The organism is Saccharothrix violaceirubra, from assembly GCF_014203755.1.
GTDB classification, from domain to species: domain Bacteria; phylum Actinomycetota; class Actinomycetes; order Mycobacteriales; family Pseudonocardiaceae; genus Actinosynnema; species Actinosynnema violaceirubrum.
In genome coordinates this window covers 2,273,773-2,297,248 of sequence record NZ_JACHJS010000001.1, presented here as the reverse complement: position 1 = coordinate 2,297,248, position 23,476 = coordinate 2,273,773, and the positions used below count along the sequence as shown (strand labels likewise).

Here is a 23,476-nt window from a genome sequence, read left to right as displayed (position 1 = left end):
TGGTACGCCCGCATCGACCCGAGGTGGATCACAATCGGTCGGGTGACCGGTTTCGTGGAGCGACTCACCCTCGAGGTCGACGGCGACGTGCTCGTCGACGCGGCTTCCCGGGCGGTGTACGCATCGGACGCGTCGAACTACCGGCACGTGCCGACGGCCGTGGTCCGGCCCCGGACCACCGACGCCGCGGTGGCCGCGGTGGGTGTCGCCGCCGCGTACGGCGTGCCGATCACGAACCGGGGCGCGGGCACGGGCATCGCGGGCAACGCGACCGGCACCGGCCTGGTGGTCGACTTCTCGCGGTACCTCGACCGGGTGGTGTCGATCGACCCGGAGTCGCGGCTCGCGGTCGTGCAACCGGGCGTGGTGCTGGACCGGCTCAACGACGCGGCGCGCGCGCATGGCCTGTTGTTCGGACCCGACCCTTCCACGCACTCCCGCTGCACGCTCGGCGGGATGATCGGCAACGACGCGTGCGGCGCGCATTCGGTGGCGTGGGGCAAGACCAGCGACAACGTGCACGACCTCGACGTGCTGCTGGCCGATGGCCGCCGGTTCGCCACCCGGGACCACCCGCCGCTGCCGCTGCCCGACGTCGACCCGGCGTGGTTCCCGGCCCTGGACCGGCGGGTGTCGGGCTACCGGCTGGACGCGCTGCCGGACCTGACCCGCGCGCTGGTCGGCTCGGAGGGCACGTGCGTGACCGTGCTGGGCGCGACCGTGCGGCTGGTCGAGGCGCCGGAACGCCGGGTGCTCGCCGTGCTCGGATTCGACGGCCCGTACGACGCGGCGGACATCGCGCCACAACTGCGCGAACTGGACGTGTTGACCATGGAAGGGCTGGAGGAATCGCTGGTCCGGGCGGCCGGCGACGCCCGGCCGCTGCTGCCGCGCGGGCGCAGTTGGCTGTTCGTCGAGACCGCGGAGGAATCGGTCGCGCACGCCGCCGCCGCTGCCGCGCCGCACTCGGTCGTGGTCACCGACCCGGCCCGGCAGCGGGCGCTGTGGCGGGTACGGGAGGACGGCGCGGGCCTGGCGACGCGGCGCGCGGACGGGCGCGAGGCGTGGTCGGGCTGGGAGGACGCGGCCGTGCCGCCCGCGCGGTTGGGCGCGTACCTGCGCGAGTTCGACGGGCTGTTGGCCGGGCACGGGCGGCGCGGCGTGACGTACGGGCACTTCGGCGACGGGTGCGTGCACGTGCGGATCGACTTCGACTTCGCCGACGGCTACCGGGAGTTCCTGGAGGACGCCGCCGACCTGGTCGTGGCGCACGGCGGGTCGCTGTCGGGCGAGCACGGCGACGGCCAGGCCCGGTCGGAGCTGCTCGACCGCATGTACCCGCCCGAGGCGATCGCGGCGTTCGGGCGGTTCAAGTCCGCGTTCGACCCGCGGGGGCGGATGAACCCGGGCCGGATCGTGTCGCCGCTGAAGCTGGACGCGGACCTGAAGGTGCTCGTCGCGCCGCCGACCATTCCCACGCGGGCCACGCTGGCGTTGCGTACGGACAACGGTGACCTGGCGGCGGCGACCCGGCGGTGCGTGGGCGTGGGCAAGTGCCTGAACACCCAGGGCGGCGTGATGTGTCCGAGTTATCGCGTCACCAAGGAGGAACGCCACTCCACACGGGGCCGCGCGAGGCTGCTGTTCGAGATGCTCGCGGGCGACGTGGTGCGCGACGGGTGGCGGTCGCCCGAGGTGCGCGAGGCGCTCGACCTGTGCCTGGGCTGCAAGGGCTGCAAACGCGACTGCCCGGTGGACGTGGACATGGCCGCGTACAAGGCGGAGTTCCTGCACCACCACTACAAACGGCGGATCCGCCCGTCGGCCCACTACTCCATGGGCTGGTTGCCGCTGTGGCTTCGGCTTCGGCTGGTGAACCGGTTCTCGGCCCGGCTGTCCCGGTTCGCGGGTGTGACGCCCGAACGCGCGCTGCCGACACCCACCCGATCGTTCCAGTCCACTTTCGACGGTCGCGGCACCGGCGACCGGGTCGTGCTGTTCCCGGACACGTTCACCAACCACTTCGAGCCGGACGTGGGCCACGACGCGGCGGCCGTGCTCGCGCACGCGGGCCAGGCCGTCGAAGTGCCACGTGGGGCCGTGTGCTGCGGGTTGACCTGGTACTCGACCGGCCAGTTGGGCATGGCCCGCCGGGTGCTGCGGCACACCGCGCGCGTGCTGCGGCCGTGGATTCGGGCGGGCGTCCCCGTGGTGGGCCTGGAGCCGTCGTGCACCGCGTTCCTGCGATCGGACGCGGTCGAGGTCGCGGGCGACGACCCGGACGTCCGCCGGTTGGCGTCGCTGGTGCGACCGTTCGCCGAACACGTGGCGCCGCTGCTGGAACCGGTGGCGGGCGACGGGTCCGCGCTCGTCCAGCCGCACTGCCACGGCTACGCCGAGTTCGGCACGTCGGCCGACCGCGAGGTGCTGGGCAAGGCCGGGATCGACGCGTCGGTGCTCTCGGGCTGCTGCGGGCTGGCGGGCGATTTCGGCTTCACCCGGGGCAATTACGAGGTGTCGATGGCCGTGGGCGAACTGGGCGTGCTGCCCGCCGTGCGCGCGGCCGACCCGGACACCGCCGTGGTGGCCGACGGGTTCAGCTGCCGCACGCAGGTGCGCCACGCGACCGACCGCGAACCCGTGCACACGGCCACGGTGCTGGCCCGCGCCTTGGGCGTCCGCGGCGGGACGCCCAAGGCGTGACGGTCAGCGCGGCAGCCGCTCGATGATCCAGGAGCCGAGTTCCTCGGTGACCTTGGTGTGCGGTTCGTTGGCGGACGCGACCTTGTAGTCGTCCAGTTCGCTCTTGTCCGGGTCGATCGGCGCGTAAGGCTCGTCGAGCGTGCCCGCGGCGACCGCGCTGACCGTGGGCACGAAGCCGACCGTGCGGTGGCGCACGGTCACCTTGCCGGTGGCGGCGAGCTTGTCGCCCGCGATGCCGAACGTCTCCAGCGTCCCGCCGGGTGCACCGTCCAGTTCGGACAGTCCGGAGACGACGACCTCGCGGTCCTGGAACGCACCCTTGAGCCGGGCCACCCGCGCCTCACCGGACGGCTGCGTGGTCAGCTCCGTGCCCGCGAACCAGCCGGTCTCCACCGCCAGCGCCACGTCGCCGGGCGGCACGCCGTTGCCCCGCTCCGGCAGGCCGTTGGCGACGCCGATCAGCCGCGGGACGCGCGGCCACCAGCCGTAGACCTTCAACTCGTCGAGGAACACCGACCGCAGCGGGTCCTCGGCCGGGGTGCCGTCCACGGTCTCGATGTGCCGCCACAGCAGTTGGCGCGACGCCGGGCTGTTGATCTGCTCGGACAACGCCGGCACGCCGACCAGGAAGTGCGCCAGCGCCTGAAGGGAGATCGGCACCCAAGCGCCGTTGTGCGGGCTGTCCCACGACACGTACAGCGCGGTCTGGTGGTCGAACCCCTCGTGTTCGAGCTTGGCCAGGGTGTAGCGGGCGATCAGGCCGCCCATGCTGAACCCACCGACGGTCAGGCGTGCCTCGCCCAGGCGTTCGGCCACCGCCCGGAAGACCACCGAACGCAGGACGGCGGCGTTGCGCTGGATCGCGGCGCTGCGCTCGGCGTAGCCGACGAGGACCAGGTCGTAACCCTGCTCGCGCAACCTGCTGATGAACGGGTAGTCGCCCCGCTCCAGGCCCTCCCACAGGGTGTCCAGCGAACTCGGACCGGACTCGAACCCGTCCGAGAGGATCACCGGCCGGGTCAGGCCCTGGTTGCCCTCGCCGAGGTAGACCCAGGCCGTGCCGTCGGGGTGGTCGTCCCACACCGCGTACGGCGTCGGCGCGGGGGTCGGTACCGGTTTCGGCAGCGGTGCCAGGAAACCGAACGGCTCGATGACCGGCTGGTCCTGTTCGGACATGCGGTGCGCTCCTCGCGGCTGGTGATCGACTACGTGATCCAGCCTGGCCGCCGGGCGAGGGCGATGGGTACTCGTTTCACCACCCCGGATCCGTGGTTCCACCCCGGGGCAGGCGGCCGGCACACCCGCCGTGGCGGGCGTTGGACTGTCCGCGTGACGGCGCGTCCCCGGTCCGGACGCCACCGGATGCGGTCGCCCTATGCTGACCCGGTGACCACCGACGAGGCCGTGGCCGTGCTGACCGACCCGGACGCCGGGCCCGAGGACCGCTACCGCGCCCACGCCGACCTGCACGCGCTGGCCGCGTCCGGCGACGGCGCGGCCGGTGCCGCGCTCGCGTGGCTGCGGCTGGAACGCAGTGGCCGCAACGCCTGCGAGGCACCGTGAGCCCGCGTGCGTGCCCGTGCGGGACGGGCGAGCCGTACGCGGAGTGCTGCGGGCTCTACCACTCGGGGACGCGGACCGCGCCGACCGCCGAGGCGTTGATGCGGTCCCGGTTCAGCGCGTTCGCGGTGGGCGACGTGCCGTACCTGCTGGCGAGCTGGCACCCGTCGACCCGGCCGCGCGACCTCGACCTCGATCCCCGGCAGCGGTTCACGACCCTGGAGATCGTCGGCCGGTCCGGCGGCACCGCGCTGCACACCGCCGGGACCGTGGAGTTCCGCGCGCACTACCGCGTGGCGGGGACGTCCGACGTGCTGCACGAGAACAGCCGGTTCGTCCGCGAGGACGGCCGCTGGCTCTACGTGTCACCCGTCGACTGACCGGCGCACCGAGCCGAGCAGGTTGCGGGCCACGTCGCGCAGCTTCGTGTTGTGCTGCTGCGATTCCTGGACGAGCCGGGCGAACGCCTCCTCGGCGCTCACGCCGTGCGCGGCCATCAGCACGCCCTTCGCCTGGTCGATCTCGGCCCGGGACTCCAACGCGTTCTGGAGGTGCTGGATCAGACCGCGTGACCGCTCGTACCGCCGGAACCCGGTGATCGTGGTCGAGGCGGCCGTGACGAACAGCCGGAGCAGCGCCTCGTCGAACGGGTCGAAGGCGTGCTCGTCGGCGCTGAACACGTTGAGCGCGCCGATGACCCGGTCGTCGAGTATCAAAGGCGCGCTCAGGTAGGCGCGCACGCCCGCCTCCGCCGCGGCCGCCGCGAACGCGGGCCACCGCTCACGTCCGCCCTCGGCCGTGACCCGCACCGGACGTTTCGTGGCCGCCGCCTCCAGGCACGGGCCTTCGCCCGCCGCGTACTGGTCGCGGTCGATCGCCACGACCACCTGATCCGTCGCGGCGGCCGTGTGCCCGGACCCGTCCGCGTCCAGGACCGTGACGCTGACGTTCTGCGCGTCCGGGATGACGCGGGCCGCGGACTCGGCCAACTGCTGGAGCGCGTCCGACAACGACTGGTCGGCGGCCAGGATGCCGACCAGCTCCTCCAACGCGGCGCTGGCCTCGTCGAGTTGGTTCGTCGGCACGTCGTCGATGCTCACCCGCATTGTCTACACCGCGAGCGCGATAATCGCCGCAACCGGAAGGAGGTACTCGGTGCGGGTTCTGCTGGTCGAGGACGACGACGGGGTGGCCGACGCCCTCGTCGCGGCACTGTCCGGCGGCGGCCACCGCCCGCACCGGGTGCGTCGGGGCGCGGACGCCCTGCTCTCCCACCACGACCACGACCTCGTGCTGCTGGACCTCGGCCTGCCCGACGCGGACGGCCTCGACGTGCTGCGCAAGATCCGCAGGGTCTCCCCGGTGCCCGTCGTCGTGCTCACCGCACGCGGCGACGAGCGTTCGGTGGTGCGCGGCCTGCGCCTGGGCGCCGACGACTACCTGGTGAAACCGGTGCGGCTGGGCGAACTGCTGGCCCGGATGGACGCCGTGCTGCGCCGTTCGCGGCCACCGGACGAGGCGGAGGCCGTGGTGCGGGTGGGCGACGTGGAGATCGACCTGGCCGGCCGGCGGGTCACGGCCGGCGGCGCGGAGGTCGGCGTGACCACCAAGGAGTTCGACATCCTCGCCGCGCTGGCCCGCCGGGCGGGCACGGCCGTGAGCCGCCAGCAGGTGATGGACGAGGTGTGGGGCGACGCCTACCTCGCGGTGTCCCGGTCGCTGGACGTCCACCTGGCCGGCCTGCGGGCGAAACTGGCCCGGCCCGGCCTGGTCACCACGATCCGCGGCTTCGGCTACCGGCTGGGTGGTTGACATGCTCCCGCGGGTCCGGTCCACGTCGGCCGATCACCACCGTCCCGACCCGGTCCGGCTCCGACCGGCAGCCGCCTCGGCGACCGCGGCACCCGGTCCCCTCCGCGCCGACCGCCGACGACCCGGACACCCGGCATCGGGCCGCCGACAGCCGAGCCCTCGCGCCGCCGGCCGCCGGCTCCGGACCACCCCATCGCCGGCACCTCCGACCCCGCCCACCCGCGATCGCCCACGACCGGACCACCCGGCCGACCCGCATCGACCGCCGACCGGGCCCGACCACCCGGCCCCGACCACCCGACGGGAACGCCCGACCCCTGCCGACCACCGGACGCGGACCCGGCCCACCCGCCGACCACCGTCCGCCACCGCCTCCCGCCGGAGCCGCTGACATGCGCCGCCGACTCCTGCTCGTCCTCCTGCTCTTCTCGGCCGCGGCCGTCGCCGGGTTCGCCGTGCCGCTGCTGTCCGCCACCGCCGCCGAGCGGACCCAGCGCTTCGTCCTGTCCCGCACCGCCGACCTGGACCGGTTCGCGGCCCTGGCCGACCGGGACGACACCGCGAACCTCGTCGCCGAGGTCGAGGCGTACGTCGCGCTCTACGGCGAACCCGTGGTCGTCGTCGACGCCCACCGCCGCCCGGTCGCGGGTTCGGGCGCCGACTCCCCCGACCTCGCCGACGCGCTCGACGCGGCGTTGCGCGACCAGCCGGACCGGGCCGTGCCCACCGTGCTGCCCTGGTCGCGGGGTTCGGTGCTGTTCGCGCGTCCGGTCGGCACGGGCACCCGGGTCGCCGGTGCCGTGGTGATCCGGGCGTCCGTCGACCGGGCGGCGGTGGACGTGGCCCGGCGGTGGCTGCTGGTCCTGGCCGGCGCGGTGGCCGCGGGCCTGGCGTCGGTCCTGCTGGTGTCCGGGGTGGCACGGTGGGTGCTGCGCCCGTTGGGCCGGTTGGCCGGCGGCGTCCGGGCGGTGGCGGCGGGCGAACGCCGCGCCCACGTGCCGCACGACGCGGGTCCGCCCGAACTGCGCGACCTCGCCGAGTCGTTCAACCGCATGTCGGACGCGGTCGCCGACGCCGCCGACCAGCAGCGGCGGCTGATCGCGGACGCGTCGCACCAGCTGCGCAACCCCATGACCGCGTTACGCCTGCGCCTGGACCTGCTCGGCGACCACGTCGCGGCCGAGGGCGTCCCGGCGCACGTGGCGGCCGTGGCCGAGATCGAACGCCTGGAGTCGCTGCTGTCGGGCATGCTCGCGCTGGCCGCCGCCGACCGGACGGCGACCGAGGCGGCGGCCGGCGGCGAGCCGGGCTTCGCGGACCTGACCGCCGTGGTGCTCGACCGGGCGGCGTTCTGGGGCGTGCCCGTGGCCGACCTGCCGCCGGTCGCCGTGCGCTGTCCCGAGTCCGACCTCGCGCAGGTGCTGGACGTGGTGCTGGACAACGCCCTCAAGTACGGCACCACCGCGCGCGTCACGGTCGGCCGGGGCGTCGGCGTCGGCTGGGTCGAGGTCGTCGACGACGGTCCCGGGATGCCGGCCGCCGACCTGGCCCGCGCCACCACCCGGTTCTGGCGCGGCACGTCGTCCGTCCCCGGCACCGGACTCGGCCTGGCCATCGCCGACCGCCTGGTCCACGCCCGGAACGGCACCCTGACACTGTCCTCTTCGGACGGTCTGACCGTCCGGGTCGAACTGCCGCTGGAGCCGTACCTGTGAAGCGCCGGACGTTCCTCGCCGCCCTGCTCGCCACGGCCGGGTGCACGGGTTCGCCGCCGACCGCCACGACCCTGGCGGCGGGCGAACGCGGCGGCCTGTACTTCGACTTCGCCACGCTGCTCAACCGGCTGTTGCCCGACGTCCGTCCGAAGGAGACGGCCGGCAGCCTGGCCAACCTGGACCTGCTCCGCTCGGGCGGGGCGGACCTGGCGTTGGCGCTCGCCGACTCCGTGCCGGGCGAGGACGACCTGTGCGCGCTCGGCCGGGTGTACGAGAACTACCTGCAACTGCTCGTGCGCACCGACGACCCGGCCCGCACGCCCGCCGATCTGGCCGGACGTCCGGTGTCGCTGGGCGCATCCGGTTCCGGCGCCTCGCTGTCCGGGCGACGCCTGCTCGCCGTGCTCGGCGTCGAGGTCCGGGAGCGGCACCTGCGGCTCGGCGAGGCCGCCGACGCGCTCGTGGCGGGCGAGGTGGACGCGTTGCTGTGGTCGGGCGGCGTGCCCACGCCGCGCCTGGCCGGGCTGGCGGCCGTCCGCCTGCTGCCGTTGGGCGACGTGGTGCCGGCGCTGCGCGCGGCCCACGGCATGGTCTACGACCGGGTGACCGTGCCGGCCGGGGTGTACGGCGCGGGCGGCGAGGTGCCCACGATCGGCGTGGCCAACCTGGTGGTGTGCCGCCGTTCCCTGCCCGGCGCCACGGTCACGACCGTCGTGCGGACCCTGCTGACGCGCGCCGCGTCACTCGTGCCCGAGCAGACCCTGGGCACCCAGTTCCTCGACGCGCGCAGCCTGATCACCACCACGCCGCTGCCGCTGCACCCCGACGCCGCCGCCGCGTACCGCGACTTCCACGGCTGAGGGTCAGGGCACCCGTTGGCCCAGTACCAGGGCGCCGGCCACGGCCGCCATCGCCACGAGCGTGCCCAGGATCAGCCACGGCCGGGACGCGTCGGCCTGCTTCTTCTCGTAGCCGATCTGCTCGCCGAGCGTGTCGTAGACCCGCCGCAGTTCCTCGGCGCTGGCCGCCTTGAAGAACTCGCCGCCGGAGAGCTTCGCGATCTCGCGCATGGAGTCGTCGTCCACCGGCACGTCCTGGCGGCGACCCTCGATCTCGACCACGCCGTCCTCGGTGCCGAACGAGATCGTGGAGATCGGGATGCCCGCCTTCTTGGCGTCCTCGGCCGCGTCGAACGCGCGCCGCGTGCCGACCGTCTCCTTGCCGTCGGTCATGAGCACGACGCGGGCCGGCGGGGGGCCGTCCGCGCCGCCGACGACCTTGCCGAACGTGTCGATGGCCGACAGCGCGGCCACGATCGCGTCGCCGGTGGCGGTGGACTGGGCGAGCTTGAGCCCGTCGATGTTCGACGTCACCGCGCCCCGGTCGGTCGTCGGCGCGACCAGGACCGTGGCCGATCCGGCGAACGAGATCAGCCCGAGGTTGATGCCCGGCGTCAGCCCGTCGGCGAACGACTTGGCCGCGACCTGCGCCGCCTCCAGGCGCGAGGGCTGCACGTCGGTGGCCTTCATCGACAGCGACACGTCGACGACGAGCATCACGGTCGCCCGGTTGCGGGGCACCTTCTGCTCGGCCGTCGGCCCGGCGAGCGCCACCGTCAGCAGGAGGAACGCGACCATCAGGAAGGCGACCGGCACGTGCCGGTACCAGCCCTGGCGACGCGGGGCGACGCGTTCGAGCATGGACAGGTTGGCGAACCGCAGCATGCGCTTGCGCAGCACGCGCTGGACCACCACGTACACCGCCGCCAACGCGGCGACCACGACCAGCAGCAGGAACCACCACGGCGCGGTGAAGCCGGAGAAGCTCACCGACCCACCCCCGACCGACGCCTCACCACGACACCCATCGTCAAGATCAAGAATTCGTCGGACCTGACGCCACCCATCAGGCCACCCCTCCCGACCAGCGGCGCTTGCGCGCCACGACGAACCGCACGGTGTCGGCGATCCAGTCCGAGTCGGTGCGCAGCACGAGGTGTCCCGCGCCCGCGCGACGCAGTCCCGCCGCCACACCGGCGCGGTGCTCGGCCGCCGCCGCCGCGAACTCGCGCCGCAGCAGCGGCGAGGCGACGATCTCGCGCTGCCGGCCGGTCTCCGGGTCGGCGAGCACGACCGTGCCCACCTCGGGCAGGTCGATGTCGCGCGGGTCCACGACCTCGACCGCGATCAGGTCGTGCCGGGCCGACAGGGCGCGCAACGGCCGCTGCCACTCCGTGCCGCCGAGGAAGTCGGAGACCACCACGACCAGGCCGCGCCGCCGCGGCGGGCGGCGCAACTGCTCGACCACCTCGGCCAGCGACCCGCGCGTGCCCTCGGGTGCCCGGGGCGTCTCGGCGACCTTGCGGATCAGGCCGCGCGCGTGCGCCAAGCCGCCGCGGGCCGGGATGCGCACCATCTTCTCGCCGGTCGACACCAGGGCGCCGACCCGGTTGCCGCCGCCGCGCGTGAGGTGGACGACGGCGGCGGTCGCGGCGACGGCGAGGTCCCGCTTCTCGCACGCGGCCGTACCGAAGTCCAGCGACGGCGACAGGTCGATCGCCAGCCACGTCTCGAGTTCGCGGTCGGCGACCGTCTCGCGGATGTGCGCCACGGTCGTGCGCGCGGTCACCGCCCAGTCCATCCGGCGCACGTCGTCGCCGGGCTGGTAGGGCCGGGCCTCGCCGGGCTCGGTGCCCGGACCGGGCACCAGGCCCAGGTGGTTGCCCTGGAGCAGGCCGTCCAACCGGCGGCGGACGTCGAGTTCGAGCGTGCGCAGCGCCGCCTCCATGCGACCGCCGTGCAGGTTCGGCGGCGCCCAGGACGGGCGTGCCGGGGAATCGTCTTCGGTCGGCGAGGTCACGGCCTGCCCGCGGGCTGCTGCGGCGGCTGCTGGGACAGGGGCTGCTGCTGGGGTGCCTGATTCTGGGGTGCCTGCTGCTGGGGCCCGGTCGGCCGCGCGGACACCTGCGGCAACGGCACGGTCTGGAGCACGCGCGTGATGATGTGGTCCAGCGGCACGCCGTCGGCCAACGCGTCGTAGGACAGCACGAGCCGGTGCCGCAGCACGTCCGGGACGACGTCGACGACGTCCTGGGGCAGCACGTAGTCGCGACCACGTACCAGGGCGAGGGCGCGGGCGGCGGCGATGATGCCGAGGCTGGCACGCGGCGAGGCACCGTAGGCGACCCAGCCGGCCACGTCGGTGAGCTGGTGCTCCTTGGGCGCGCGGGTCGCGATCACCAGGCGCACCACGTAGTCGACGAGCGCGTGGTGCACGAACACCCGCGACGCCACGCCCTGGAGCCGGACGAGTTCCTCGGGGCTGAGCACCTGGGTCGGCACCGGGGCCTCGACGCCCATCCGGTAGACGATCTCGCGCTCCTCCTCGGCCGTCGGGTACTCGACCTGGATCTTGAACAGGAACCGGTCGCGCTGCGCCTCGGGCAGCGGGTACACGCCCTCGTTCTCGATCGGGTTCTGGGTGGCGAGCACGAGGAACGGGTCGGGCATCGGGAACGTGCGACCGCCGATGGACACGTGCCGCTCGGCCATGACCTCCAGCATCGCCGACTGCACCTTGGCGGGCGCGCGGTTGATCTCGTCGGCGAGCACGAAGTTCGCGACCACCGGGCCGAGTTCGACGTCGAAGGACTCGCTGCCCTGCCGGTAGATGCGCGTGCCGAGGATGTCGGCGGGCACCAGGTCGGGCGTGAACTGCACGCGCGAGAACGAGCCGCCCACGACGGTGGCGAACGTCTCCACGGCGAGGGTCTTGGCCACGCCGGGCACGCCCTCCAGGAGCAGGTGGCCCTTCGCCAGCAGGCCGACGAGCATCCGCTCGACGAGCCGGTCCTGACCGACGATCACCCGCTTGACCTCGAACACGGTGCGTTCGAGGAGCTGGGCGTCACGAGCCGGCGTGTTGGGCGCCTCGGCGGCGGGCTCGGACAAGAGTCCTCCTAGACAGGGTTGTGCGATGGTGGCCCAGTCTTCCCGGTCGCCGGTATGACGCTTGTTAAAGGGTCACGTACGCAGGTCCTCGGGCGTGTCGACGTCGCGCGCCTCGCCGGGCAGCGCCGCCACCTCGACCGGCCGCAACCCGCCGAGCACGGACCGCGACGACACCCCGCGCGGATCGGCCGGCACCGCGGCCCGCAACGCGGCGGTCGGCCACACGCCGATCAGCCACTGCGGACGGTCGTCGAACAGCACCGCCGCCCCGTCGACCGCGAGCAGCCGCGCGACGGTCGCCGCCGTCACCCCCGACTGGTCGACCGCGAGCACGACGACCCGCTCCGCGCGCACCGACCCCAGCCCGGCCGCGAGCCCGGCCACCGGTCCCCCGCCCGGCGGCTCCTCCCGCACGGACAGCACGCCGCCGGGCAGGTCGCGTCGGGGCCCGACCACGATCGTCCGCCCCGCACCCCGGACGGCGTCCAGCGCCCGTTCGAGCAACGTCCGTCCACCGACGACCAACGCCGCCTTGTCCACCCCGCCGAGCCTGCTCCCCCGCCCGCCCGCGAGCACGATCGCGTCCCACACCCCCCGACCCTAACCCCGCGAGTCCTCCACTCGGGCACCCCGAAACACGCACTCAGGCACCCTGAAACACGCACTCGGACCCACCCGATCGGGGAAGCGCCCTCAGCCGATCCGCCGGTAGTCCACGCGACACGGGGACGCGGGCCACTTCGTCACGAAGCCGCGCGCGGGCCGCGGTGTCCCGTCGACCAACGTGAACTCGTACCGGCTCAGCAACATGGCCAGCACGACCTTCATCTCCTGGTACGCGAAGTGCACCCCGGTGCACCGGTGCGGGCCGCCGCCGAACCCGATCAGCGCCTGCCGGGCCAGCCGACCGTCACGTCCCATCGCGAAGCGGTCCGGCCAGTAGTCGTCGGGCCTGGGGTGCTCCTCGGCCAGCCGGTGGGAGACGGCGGGCGAGGTGAACACCAGCGTCCCGGCGGGCACGGTGTGGCCGTCGAGGTCGAAGTCCCCGGTGGCGCGGCGGGCCTGCACGTAGGCGACCGGGTGCAGGCGTTCGGTCTCCAGGAGGCAGTTGTCCAGGTGCTCCAGGTGCTTCACCGCCGCCAGGTCCAGCGGTCCGGGCGGGATCTCCGCGCGCACGCGGCGCAGGTCCTCGGGGTGGTCGAGCAGGTCGGCCAGCGCCCACGCCAGGTGCCCGGTGGTCGTCTCGTGCCCGGCCCACGTCAGCATGAGCACGAGGTTCACGCGCACGGAGTCCGGCACGGGCGTGCCGTCCGGGTAGTGCGCGCCGGCCAGGGTCTGGAGGAAGTCCGGCGGGTCGATCGGGTGGCTGCGGCGGCGTTCGATCAACGTCCGGAACGCGGCCCGCAGCCGGTCGCGCGCGGCCCGGCTGCGCAGGTTGCGCGGCGACGGCACCCACGGCGGCGGGAAGAACCCCATGCCACCCGCGAAGCGCCGGAACTCCGTGTAGAAATCCCGGTCCAGCACCACGGCGATGTCCGCGCCGAGGAAGCAGCGCGCGGCGATCCGCAGGACCAACGGCCCCAGCAACGCGGCCATGTCGAACCGCCCGGAGTCGCCGAGTTCGTCGATGAGCGCGGCGGTCTCGCGTTGCATCGAGGTGACGTAACCCTCGAGCTGACGCCCCTGGAAGCGCGGCAGCACGATCGACCGCTGCCGCTGGTACTCCTCGGGGTCGGCGAAGAAGTAGAACTCGGGCGCGAACATCCGGCTGAAGAACGGGTACGCGGCCCGGATCGACAGCAGCCCGTCGGTCTGCGCGTAGAAGAACCGGTTGTGCGCCGAGCCCAGCAGCACGACGGCCCGCCGCCCGGCGAGCGAGAACGAGAACACGGAGCCGTGCTCCCGGTACCCGCGGTGGAACAGCTCCTCGGGCGTACGCCGGAACTCGGCGAGGTGACCGAACACCGGTTTCGCTCCGGACACCATGGCCGGCACGGCAGTCATGGCACGAGGGTGACAGCCCGGCCGGCACGTCCCGGCCGTTTGGCGACTCGATCAACCGGACGAGTCACCACCGTCCACCGGTCGTGGTAGCCCTCACAGCAGTCGGGTCACGTAGGGCATGATCCCGCCGTAGCGCACGGGTGCGATGCGCACCGACGCGCCCGAGAACGGCGCCTCGATCATCATCCCGTCGCCGAGGTAGAGCGCGACGTGCGTGCCGCCGCCCGGACCCCAGAACAGCATGTCGCCCCGCCGGGCCTGGGCCAACGGCACCTGGCGCCCGGCCGTGTACTGGTAACCGCTGTAGTGCGGCAGGTACACGCCGACGCCCGCGAACGCGAACATCATCAGGCCCGAGCAGTCGAAGCCCACCGAGTAGTAGTCGCCGTACGAGTCGGCCACGCCGCCGTCGCGGATGCCGGTGGTGGGCCCGTCGTAGTTGCCACCGCCCCACGAATAGCGGACGCCCAGGTGCATCGTCGCGCGGGCGACGACCGTCTCCACGTCGCCGCCGACGGGCGCGGGTCCGCCGCCGGCCGGCACGGGTGGCGGCGTGTACGAGGCGGCCTGCTGCGCGGCGGCTTCCTCCTCGCGGCGCTTCTGCTCCGACCATTGCTCGTACTGCTCGCGTTGGGCTTCCAGACCGCCGACGGCACCCAACGCCTCGTCGAGTTCGCCTTGGACGGTCGCCCGCTGCTGTTCCAGGGCCGCGGCCTTCTCCGACTGCTCGGACCGGGCGCGGACGGCGTCGGCCTGCGCGGCGTCGGCGGTGTGCTTGGCGTCGTCGGCGGCGGCCTGCTTGCGGTCGGCGGCGTCGAGCGCGGCACGGGCGGCCGAGTCCTTGTTCGCCTTGTCCGCGCGGTCGCGTTCGTACTCCTCCATCGCGTTGAGGCTCGAACCGCCGACCGCCGAGAGGAGTTGGGCGCGGGCGAGCAGTTCCTCCGGGCTCTTCGACCCGAAGAACGCCGACACCGAGCCGACCACGCTGCCCTGCTGGTAGCTGGCGGCGGCGAACTCGTCGAGCAGCAGGCGCGTGTCCTCGACCGCCTGTCCGGCGGCCTTCGCCTCGACGGCGGCGGCGTCGGCGTCCCGCCGGGCGCGGTCTGCCTCGCCCTGGGCGATCTCCAGGTCGACGCGGGCCTTGTTGGCGAACTCCATCTTGGCGGCCACCTCGTCGTCCAACGCCCGGAGCCGGGCGGTGGCCTCGGTCAGCTGGCCGGTCAACTCGCCGACGCGGGCGGCTTTCTCGTCGGCCTGCCGGCGGCCCTCGCTGATCTCGTCGTCGCCGGGGTTGGGCGGCGGTGGCGGCACGGCACCGGCCGAACCGATCAGGACGAAGACAGCGAACAGGGCGGCAAGGACGGAAACGGGCCAGCGGTTCACGACCCCTCCTCGGCGATCCGGCGCGGAACCGGACTCTGCCACTCCCCCACCGGGGTCACCAGTCGAACCCCACGGCACTTCAACCACTCGGGTAACACCGCTACCATTCCGAACACGCTCCGTATCCACAGCTCGGAGTGCCCCCGGATCGTCCACAGCGGACTCCCGACCGTCCACGCCCGACCATCACGTCCCGTACCCGCGCCGTGACGTGCCGTGAGCCCGCCACTCGGGGCGTCCGGACGCGGTCGACCGGGTGCGAGCATGGGGCGTGGTCAGAACATGGGTTGGAGCGGTCCTCGGGGCTGTCGGCTTGGTCACAGCGGTGGTGGGTGCCTTCCTGCCGTGGCTGCGGTCCGGTACCACGACCAGGAGCAGTTACGAAGTGCTCGCGCTGCGTGGTTTCGCCGGGTTGGAGGGTGTGGCGGGCGAGGTGATCCGGCTGTTCTGGGTCGGTCTGATCCCGCTCGCCGTGCTCTGCGTCGTGCTGTTCGTGCTGCGGGCTCGTCGAATCGCGGCATTCCTGACGCTGGCGTTTGGCACGATCACGGGAACGGTGGCGGCCCTGGCCTGCGTCCAAGGCGGCGACGAGAGTTCGCTGGTCGGGATCACGACGACCGGTCCGGTCGCCACCCTCGGTGGTGCCGTGCTGGGGATCGTGGGAGCGATCGCAGTGCTCACCGCGAAGACCCGCACAGCAGTCAGCAGTCCAGGAGGGACACCGTGAGCTACCCAGGTGGCGGCGGCGGGGGCCAGTGGCCACCGCAGAACAACCCGTACGGCCAGCAGCCCCAGCAGCCGGGCGGCTACCCGCAGCAGGGTTACCCCCAGCAGCAGCCGCAGCAGGGCGGGTACCCGCAGACCGGGCCGCAGGGATTCCCCCAGCAGCCGTACGGTCAGCAGCAACACCAGCCTTACGGGCAGCAGCAGCCGTACGGCCAGCAGTTCGGGCAGCAGCCCTTCGGCTACGGCGAACCGCCGAAGAAGAAGCGCACGGGCGTCATCGTCACGTCGATCATCGTCGTGGTGCTGCTCGCGGCCGGTGCCGCGGGCACCTTCTGGGCATTGCGCAGCAGCGACAGCGTGGCGTCCGGCTCGGAGAACCCGACCACCGCGGCGACCAACCTGCTGAGCGCGCTGGGCAGCGGTGACGTCATCGGCATCATGAACGGGCTCGCCCCGGCCGAGGCCAAGCTGAGCAAGGACTACGTCGAGGCGACGGTCAGCGAGGGCAAGCGGCTCGAGATCTTCAAGAAGGACGCCGACCCGAACAAGCTCAGCGGCGTCCAGATCAAGAGCGAGGGCATCAAGTTCGACGAGGCCGCCGCCGAGAAGGTCAACGACCACCTGACGATCAACAAGGTCGTCGAGGGCAAGATCACGGTCACGTCCGACGTCAAGCAGATCCCGTTGACGGAGAAGCTCACGAAGGCGTTGGGCGCCAAGCTCGACGCGGCCCCGGAGACGGACACGCTCGACTTCGCCGAGCAGAAGGACAAGCGCAAGGGCAAGCCGATCGGCATCGCGACGATCAAGGTGGACGGCGAGTGGTACCCGTCGCTGTTCTACACGATCGCCAACGCCGCGCTCGAGGACGAAGACCTCAAGTGGCCCGCGCAGGGCATCGCGCCGGCCGGTGCGGGTTCGGCGGGCGACGCCGCCAAGCAGCTGGTGACCGCCGCGCTCGACGGTGACGTCAAGAAGGTCATCTCCCTGCTGCCGCCGGACGAGATGGGCGTGCTCCAGGACGTCGGCCCGGTGCTGCTGGACCAGATGGGCCGCGTCGGGTCGACCGGCGCGAAGCTGGTCGAACTGGAGACCGACACCAAGGACGTGACCGGCGGCGTGCTGGTGACCGTCAAGAAGGTCGTGGTGCAGGTCCAGGGCGAGACCGTCGAGGTGACGCGCTCGGGCGACTGCTACACGGCCAAGGCCGACGGCCAGACCCAGAAGCTGTGCGCGGACGAGATCGCGCAGCTCGTCGAGCAGCAGGGCGGCCGGGACGTGCCGGCGGCGGCGATCGACGTGATCGCACGGGTCGGCGCGCAGGTGCTCAAGGACGGCATCGGCGTGGTCACGACCGAGGTCGACGGCAAGTGGTACGTGAGCCCGTTCCGCACCTACAGCGAGGTCGTGCTGACCCTGCTGCGCGGGCTCCAGCCCAAGGACATCGACGAGCTGCTCAAGCTCGCGAAGTAGTCCGTCCGACCGGAAAGCCCCCGTGTCCGCACGGCGAATTCCAGGGGTCGTTGCAACACAGGTGGTCGACTGGCTTCGGTCAGGAGTGTGGTCAAGCGCTCGGCTGGGGTGTCCCAGCCGAGCGTTTTGCGTGGGCGGCGGTTGAGTTGGGCTGCGACGGCGGCCGGCTCGTCGGCGGTGTGGACCGAGAGGTCGCCGCCTTTGGGGAAGTACCGGCGCAGCAGGCCGTTGGTGTTCTCGTTGGAGCCGCGCTGCCGGGGACTGTGCGGGTCGCAGAAGTGGACGGGCATGCCGGTCGCGACGCCGAACTCGTGGTGGCGGCCCATTTCTGAGCCTTGATCCCAGGTCAGGGACTGACGCAGATGTGCGGGCAGGGTGGAGACGGTGGTGATGAGGCCGTCTCGGACGGTCTCGGCGTCGTGGCGTGCGGGCAGGTGCACGGGCAGGACGTAGCGGGTGGCGCGTTCGACCAGGGTGCCGATCGCCGAGGTGCCGCCACCGCCGATGACCAGGTCGCCTTCCCGGTGCCCGGGGACGGCGCGGTCCTCGGCCTCGGCGGGCCGCTCGCTGATCATCACCATCGGATGGGTGAACCGGGGCCGGCGCCGGTCCGGCGCGCGGCGAGGCTTGCGCACGGTGCGGCCGGTGCGCAGCGCGCGGGCGAGTTCGCGGCGCAGTTCACCGCGGCCTTGCAGGTAGAGCGCCTGGTAGATCGTCTCGTGGGTCACGTGCGGCTCCGGCCGGTCGGGGTGATCGCGGCGCAGGCGGCGGCTGATCTGCCTGGGGCCGCACCGGTCGTCCGGCATGCCCTGCACGAGATCACGCAACTCGGGCCGGGCAGCGATCTTGCCCATCCCGGGCCGCGGACGGCGGGCGTCGGCCCGCTCCCGGGCCGCGTGGGGCCGGTGGTCACCCGGGCCGGGATGACGGTTGCGCTTGACCTCCCGGCTGATCGTGGACGGCGGACGGCCCGGCTCGTCCGCGATCGCCCGGACCCCTCGTCCCGCCCGCAGCGGATCGGCGATCACGATCCGCTCGTCGATCGAGAGAAACCGGCCCGACTCTTCTGTCCGAACTCCACCGATGCCCGGTCCGCCGGTCGACCCCGACCACCCGGCACGCCTGCGCGGTGCCCACACCCTTCGCCACAAGATCAAGGTATTGACGGCGTTCCGCCACCGGCTTCTTCGGTCCCTGCGGCGATCGGTCTTCTCGGATCTCGAACACTGCGACCCCTGAACAACTCAGGCGTTGCAACGATCCCTGGAACCCAGGGTGTCCGCACGGGGGCTTTCGCTTTCACCGGCATGTCGGCGCCTGACAGCACGATGGCAGCACGCTGACAGCGGCCGGGTCCAGGCTTCAGGGCATGGACACCACCGTGCTGATCATCGGTGCCGGACCGACCGGCCTCACCCTCGCCGTCGACCTCGCCCGCCGGGGCGTCGACTTCCGGATCGTGGACCGCGCGCCGCGGCCGTTCGGCGGCTCGCGCGGCAAGGGTCTGCAACCCCGGACGCTGGAGGTGCTCGACGACCTCGGCGTGATCGACGGGATCCTCGCGTCCGGGCGGATGAACCCGATGTTCCTCGCGCACCGGGGGGACGAGGTGATCGGCACCTGGCCGATGTACGAACACCGCGAGCCGACTTCGACCGTGCCCTACCCGGGTTCGCTGATCATCGCCCAGTTCCGGGTGGAGGCGATCCTCCGCGCCCGGCTCGAGGAGCTGGGCGGCAAGGTCGAGCAGGGCGTCGCCCTGGAGGACTTCACCCAGGACGAGGACGGCGTCACGGCCGTGCTCGACGGGCTGCCCGTGCGGGCGCGGTACCTGGTCGGCGCGGACGGCGGGCGCAGCTTCGTGCGCAAGAAACTCGGCGTCGAGTTCGCCGGCGAGACGTGGGAGGACCAGCGGATGCTGCTCGCCGACGTCCGGCTCGACGGACTGGACCGCGAGCACTGGCACATCTGGCCGGAGCCCGCGGCCGAACGGGTCGCCCTGTGCCCGTTGCCCGGCACCGACCTGTTCCAGTTCCAGGCGCCGGCCGGTGCCGACGCGACCGAGCCGACGTTCGAGGACATCCGGTCGCTGCTCGCCGAACGGGCCGGCCTGGTCGTGCACGAGGTGACGTGGACGTCGCTGTACCGGGCCAACGTCCGCATGGTCGACCGCTATCGGGTCGGGCGGGTGTTCCTGGCGGGCGACGCCGCGCACGTCCACTCCCCCGCCGGGGGCCTGGGGATGAACACCGGCATCCAGGACGCCTACAACCTGGGTTGGAAGCTGGCGGCCGGCACGGAGGTGCTGCTGGACAGCTACGAGGCCGAGCGGCTGCCGATCGCGGCGTGGCTGTTGGGCACGAGTTCGCGGCTGCACAAGGCGATGGCGACCGACGGGGTGCCCGGCAAGCGCGGCGACGAGACGTTCCAGTTGCACTTGAACTACCGGGGCGGTCCGTTGGCGACGGCCGGGCGGTCGGGTGACCGGGCGCCCGACGCGACGTGCGTGGTGGACGGTGAGCCGACGCGGCTGTTCGACCTGATGCGCGGTCCGGGGTTCGTCGTGTTCGGCGTCGACGTGTCGGTGGCGGATGTCCGTGCCGCGCACCCGGAGGTCGCCGCGTACCGGCTGGCGGACCCGGACGGTTCGTTCGCGCAGGGGTACGACGTGGCGCCCGGGACCCTGGTCCTCGTCCGCCCGGACGGCTACATCGCGACGACGTCCGCCGACCCGGCCGAGATCGTCGCGTACCTGGACCGCATCGCCCGCTGATCCTCGCCGACCGGGCCACCATCGCCCCCTGACGCAACCACAGTCGCGATTACCCGAGGCCGCGCCACTCAACGCAACCACAGTCGCCATAAGCGCCACTTAACGCGACTGTGGTTGCGATTGCCGACGGGTAGGCCGCCCCGGAGGACGCGGGCACGCGAGGCGGTCGACAGACGGGCCGCGGACGACCAAGGACCGACGGACCGGCCGGTCGGTGGACACGCCAGGCCGACGGGTCGGGCCGGGGCGGGCGGGCCGGACTGGGCCAGCCGGACTGGACCGGATCGGATCGGATCGGGCCGGACTGGACAGGGCAGGGCAGGACTGGACGAACCCGGATCGGACCGGACGGGGAGCCGGCGCCGGGCAGGGATCGGGCGAGGCCCGGACCGCGTCCGGAGCCGGAATCGGGTCTTCACCGAGGCCGGAACCGGCCGGAAGTCACGGCCGGGGCGCGTCGGGCGCCGGATCCGGTGTCGCTGCCGGACCAGGGCCGGACAGCTCCGGGGTCCGCCCCTCCCGACAGTCGCCTTTCGTCGGACGGGCCGGTGTCACTCGGCCACCCACGCGGCGGTGGCGGCGACACGGGAATCGGCCAACGCCAACACGCCTCGGGCGGCGCGTGCGGTGTCCAGGGCCTCGGCCGCGGCCGGGCGGTCGCCGCGTTCGTGGTGCCACACGGCGTAGGCCTCCCACACCGCGGCACGTGCCGGGCCGTCGGGAGTGGTGTCGACGATCGCGGTCGCGCGGAGGTGCCACTCGCGGGCCTGCGCACCGCCCAGGGCAACCGCCAGTCCACTGTGGAGGGTGGACAGGAACTGGGCCGGCATGCCGTCGGGTGCCAGGTCCAGGGCACGGCGGAAGTCGCGCACGGCCGCCGCACGGTCGCCCGCGTGCCACGCCGTCTCGGCTCTCGCGCACAGCACGCGGGCCTGTTCGCCCCGGTCCTCCCGGCGCACGGCCGCCGCCCACGCGCGGGACAGCTCCCCGTACGCGCCCACCACGTCGCCGGTGCGCGCCCGCAGTCGTCCTATGTGGACCATCGGGGTCATCGGGACCAGGACGTCCTCGAAGCCGCCGAACACCGCGGCTTCCCCGCGTGCCGACAGGAGCGCGTCGAGCGCCTCGGCCGCCGCGCCCCGGTTCGCCAGCACGTTCGCCAGGCACGCGAGGCCGAACACCCGCGCCCACCGGTCGCCCGTCGCCTCGAACCCGGCCAGCGCCGCGCGGTAGTGGGCCTCGGCCTCGACCGCGCGTCCCGTGCTCAGCTCGAACGCGCCCAGGCCCCGCGCGAGTTCGGCCGCGGCACAGGACCAGGCATCCCCCGTCGCCAGGCGGTCGGCGATGCGGCGCACCATGTCGATGCCGGGTCGGGCCGCCGCCAACGCCAGCAGCACGGCCGGGCGGTCGTCCGCCCACAGGCTCTCGTCCGGCTCGCCCCGGGCGAGCAGGGCGCACAGCGGCCCCGCCGTGAGCGGTTCGACGCGGCGGGCCCACGTGCGCACGTCGCCGACCCGGCCGCGCACCACCGACCACCACCACAGCCGCGCCATGATCAGGCGCAGGGCGCCGGGCCCGTCGCCGACCTCGACCAGCCGGTCGAACGCGGCGTCGAGGTTGGCGTGCTCGGCGTCGAACACCGCCAGCCACGCCGGCTGGTCCGGACCGCGCAGCAGCGGTTCGGCGGTCTCGGCCAGGTCCAGGTAGTAGGCGGCGTGCGCGTCGGCGTAAGCGGGGTCGGCGAGCTTGCCGGCCGCGTACTCGCGCACCGTCTCCAGCAGCCGGTACCGCCCGCCGTCGGCGACCACCAGGGAGCGGTCGACCAGGTCGGACAGCAGGTCGAGCGCCGTCCACGGGTCGAGGTCGGCGACCCGGACGACCGCCTCGACCGTCGTGCCGCCCGCGAACACCGACAGCACGGCGAGCAGGTCGCGTTGCGGCGGCGTGAGCAGGTCCCAGCTCCAGTCGACGACGGCCCGCAGCGTCCGGTGCCGCCCGACGCCCGCGCGCGGCCCCCGGTCGAGCAGCCGGAGCCGGTCGTCGACGCGTTCGGCCAACTGCGCCGGGGTCAACGCGTGGAGTCGGGCGGCGGCGAGTTCGAGGGCCAGCGGGATGCCGTCGAGCGCGCGGCACACCCGGCGCACGTCGTCGTCGACCGCGAAGTCCCGGCGGACGGCGGCGGCGCGGGACGTGAACAGCTCGACCGCGCCGTCCGGGTCGAGCGGTTCCAGGCGGTGCAGGGCTTCGCCGGGCACGCCGAGCGGTTCGCGGCTCGTCGCCAGGATCCGCAGGTCGCGGGCCGCGGGCAGCAGGCGGGCGACCAGCGCGGCGATCTCGTCGACCACCTGCTCGCAGTTGTCCAGGACGAGCAGGCCGCGGGCGCCGCGCAGCCGTTCGACCGGATCGGCGTCGGCCATGCCCGGCGTGCGGTGGCCGAGGGCGAGCAGGACGGCCGCGCCCGGGTCGGCGGTGATCGACTCCAGCGCGACCCACACGACCGCGTCCGCCGCGTGGGCGATCTCCAGGGCGAGCCGGGTCTTGCCGACGCCGCCCGGTCCGACGACGGTCACCAGCCGGGACCGCCGTGTCGACGCCAGGACCCGGTCCAGGTCGTCGGCGCGGCCGACCAGCGTGCCGGCCGGTGCGGGCAGGCGGCGGCGTGGCGGGTCGTCGCGCAGCACGGTCAGGTGGGCTTCACGCAGGTCGGGGCCGGGGTCGACGCCGAGTTCGCCGGCCAAGTGCGCGCGGGCGGTCGCGAACACGGCCAACGCGTCCGCCCGTCGGCCTTCGGCGTGCAGGACGCGCATGAGCCGCGCGTGCAGGGCTTCGCGGGCGGGGTGTTCGACGCACAGGGCGCGTAGTTCGGCGACGTCCGCGCAGGACCGTTCGACGGCGGTCAGGCGCAGGTCGTCCCAGTGCGGGGCGAACGCGGGCAGGTCGGGCAGGGCCGGTCCGCGCCAGAGGGCGAGGGCCTCGCCGTCGCGACCGGCGGCCACGAGCCGGGCGAAGTCGACCGCGTCGGTCTCGGCGTCGAGCCGGTAGCCGTCGGGGTGCGAGGAGACGGCGTCCGCGCCGACGGCCCGCCGCAGCCGGGAGACCAGCGACTGGACCGCGGCGGTGGCGTCGTGCGGCGGGTCGTCGGGCCACAGCGCGTCGACGAGTCGGGCGACCGGGACGACCCGGCCCGCGTCGACCGCCAGCCGGGTCAGCAACGCCCGCAGCCGGGGACCGCGCACGTCGACGGTCCCGCCCGCGGCCGTCCGCACCGACAACGGCCCCAATACCGACACGCGCACGCGTCCCCCATCGACATCCGGTCCCGAACGCACAACTCGCGGTGCCTGAGTGCACAACTCGCGGTGTCCGAACGTATAACT

General features: G+C 73.5%; 19 protein-coding genes and 1 pseudogene. 9 read left to right on the top strand and 11 right to left on the bottom strand.

Annotated elements, in window-relative coordinates; translation table 11 throughout:
• Positions 1-33: 33 nt before the first annotated feature.
• Complete coding sequence (locus tag F4559_RS11360) at positions 34-2,703, top strand: FAD-binding and (Fe-S)-binding domain-containing protein (protein ID WP_425567941.1); 2,670 nt, start codon at positions 34-36, stop codon at positions 2,701-2,703.
• Positions 2,704-2,706: 3 nt separating this feature from the next.
• Here the strand turns inward: F4559_RS11360 and F4559_RS11355 are convergent, their stop codons facing one another.
• Positions 2,707-3,879 (bottom strand): esterase/lipase family protein, encoded by a 1,173-nt coding sequence (locus F4559_RS11355; protein WP_184668236.1) that lies wholly within the window; start codon positions 3,877-3,879, stop codon positions 2,707-2,709.
• A 210-nt stretch (positions 3,880-4,089) separates the two neighbouring features.
• Between F4559_RS11355 and F4559_RS11350 the strand changes: the two genes are divergently transcribed.
• Positions 4,090-4,266, top strand: a complete 177-nt coding sequence (locus F4559_RS11350) for a hypothetical protein (RefSeq protein WP_184668234.1) — start codon at positions 4,090-4,092, stop codon at positions 4,264-4,266.
• Positions 4,263-4,643, top strand: coding sequence for a YchJ family protein (locus F4559_RS11345; RefSeq protein WP_312865581.1), 381 nt, complete (start codon positions 4,263-4,265; stop codon positions 4,641-4,643). The genes F4559_RS11350 and F4559_RS11345 overlap by 4 nt, the downstream gene beginning before the upstream one ends.
• On the opposite strand, the gene F4559_RS11340 is transcribed toward F4559_RS11345, so the two are convergent.
• Positions 4,629-5,369, bottom strand: a complete 741-nt coding sequence (locus F4559_RS11340) for a GAF and ANTAR domain-containing protein (protein ID WP_184668230.1) — start codon at positions 5,367-5,369, stop codon at positions 4,629-4,631. The two genes, F4559_RS11345 and F4559_RS11340, sit on opposite strands and share 15 nt — an antisense overlap.
• A 49-nt stretch (positions 5,370-5,418) precedes the next feature.
• Between F4559_RS11340 and F4559_RS11335 the strand changes: the two genes are divergently transcribed.
• From F4559_RS11335 to F4559_RS11325, 3 genes are all read left to right on the top strand, one after another.
• Positions 5,419-6,075 carry a response regulator transcription factor gene (locus F4559_RS11335; RefSeq protein WP_184668227.1) on the top strand — a complete coding sequence of 219 codons (657 nt, stop codon included), beginning with the start codon at positions 5,419-5,421 and terminating at the stop codon, positions 6,073-6,075.
• Positions 6,076-6,467: 392 nt separating this feature from the next.
• Positions 6,468-7,790: a sensor histidine kinase gene (locus tag F4559_RS11330; RefSeq protein WP_184668225.1), complete on the top strand. Its 1,323-nt coding sequence runs from the start codon at positions 6,468-6,470 to the stop codon at positions 7,788-7,790.
• On the top strand, positions 7,787-8,650 hold the full coding sequence (locus F4559_RS11325) for a TAXI family TRAP transporter solute-binding subunit (protein ID WP_184668223.1): 864 nt from the start codon (positions 7,787-7,789) through the stop codon (positions 8,648-8,650). Before F4559_RS11330 ends, F4559_RS11325 begins: the two co-directional genes overlap by 4 nt.
• Positions 8,651-8,653: 3 nt before the next feature.
• Here the strand turns inward: F4559_RS11325 and F4559_RS11320 are convergent, their stop codons facing one another.
• The 6 genes from F4559_RS11320 to F4559_RS11295 form a co-directional block, all read right to left on the bottom strand.
• A complete protein-coding gene (locus F4559_RS11320; protein WP_184668222.1) occupies positions 8,654-9,619 on the bottom strand; it encodes a VWA domain-containing protein in 966 nt (321 codons plus the stop codon).
• A 76-nt stretch (positions 9,620-9,695) separates the two neighbouring features.
• On the bottom strand, positions 9,696-10,577 hold the full coding sequence (locus F4559_RS11315; RefSeq protein ID WP_246445742.1) for a DUF58 domain-containing protein: 882 nt from the start codon (positions 10,575-10,577) through the stop codon (positions 9,696-9,698).
• Positions 10,578-10,645: 68 nt separating this feature from the next.
• The gene (locus F4559_RS11310; RefSeq protein WP_221447202.1) at positions 10,646-11,740 is read right to left on the bottom strand and encodes an AAA family ATPase; all 1,095 of its coding nucleotides are present in this window, start codon (positions 11,738-11,740) and stop codon (positions 10,646-10,648) included.
• A gap of 72 nt (positions 11,741-11,812) precedes the next feature.
• Entirely contained in the window at positions 11,813-12,331 is a 519-nt protein-coding gene (gene mobA / locus F4559_RS11305) for a molybdenum cofactor guanylyltransferase (protein ID WP_184668220.1), read from the bottom strand.
• A 102-nt stretch (positions 12,332-12,433) separates the two neighbouring features.
• Positions 12,434-13,744, bottom strand: a complete 1,311-nt coding sequence (locus F4559_RS11300; RefSeq protein WP_246445147.1) for a cytochrome P450 — start codon at positions 13,742-13,744, stop codon at positions 12,434-12,436.
• A gap of 93 nt (positions 13,745-13,837) precedes the next feature.
• Positions 13,838-15,127 (bottom strand): NlpC/P60 family protein, encoded by a 1,290-nt coding sequence (locus tag F4559_RS11295; protein WP_184668219.1) that lies wholly within the window; start codon positions 15,125-15,127, stop codon positions 13,838-13,840.
• 313 nt (positions 15,128-15,440) lie between these two features.
• Between F4559_RS11295 and F4559_RS11290 the strand changes: the two genes are divergently transcribed.
• Together F4559_RS11290 and F4559_RS11285 are read left to right on the top strand one after the other, a co-directional pair.
• Complete coding sequence (locus F4559_RS11290; RefSeq protein ID WP_184668218.1) at positions 15,441-15,854, top strand: hypothetical protein; 414 nt, start codon at positions 15,441-15,443, stop codon at positions 15,852-15,854.
• On the top strand, positions 15,851-17,326 hold the full coding sequence (locus tag F4559_RS11285; RefSeq protein ID WP_184668217.1) for a flagellar basal body protein FliL: 1,476 nt from the start codon (positions 15,851-15,853) through the stop codon (positions 17,324-17,326). The genes F4559_RS11290 and F4559_RS11285 overlap by 4 nt, the downstream gene beginning before the upstream one ends.
• Here the strand turns inward: F4559_RS11285 and F4559_RS11280 are convergent.
• On the bottom strand, positions 17,248-18,354 hold the full coding sequence (locus F4559_RS11280; protein ID WP_513851409.1) for an IS30 family transposase: 1,107 nt from the start codon (positions 18,352-18,354) through the stop codon (positions 17,248-17,250). The two genes, F4559_RS11285 and F4559_RS11280, sit on opposite strands and share 79 nt — an antisense overlap.
• A 49-nt stretch (positions 18,355-18,403) precedes the next feature.
• Positions 18,404-18,553, bottom strand: a pseudogene (locus F4559_RS36950) (helix-turn-helix domain-containing protein); the annotation flags it as partial.
• Positions 18,554-18,695: 142 nt separating this feature from the next.
• Between F4559_RS36950 and F4559_RS11275 the strand changes: the two are divergent.
• Entirely contained in the window at positions 18,696-20,099 is a 1,404-nt protein-coding gene (locus tag F4559_RS11275) for an FAD-dependent monooxygenase (RefSeq protein WP_184668215.1), read from the top strand.
• 551 nt (positions 20,100-20,650) lie between these two features.
• Here the strand turns inward: F4559_RS11275 and F4559_RS11270 are convergent.
• Entirely contained in the window at positions 20,651-23,395 is a 2,745-nt protein-coding gene (locus tag F4559_RS11270) for an AfsR/SARP family transcriptional regulator (RefSeq protein ID WP_184668213.1), read from the bottom strand.
• Positions 23,396-23,476 lie beyond the last annotated feature (81 nt).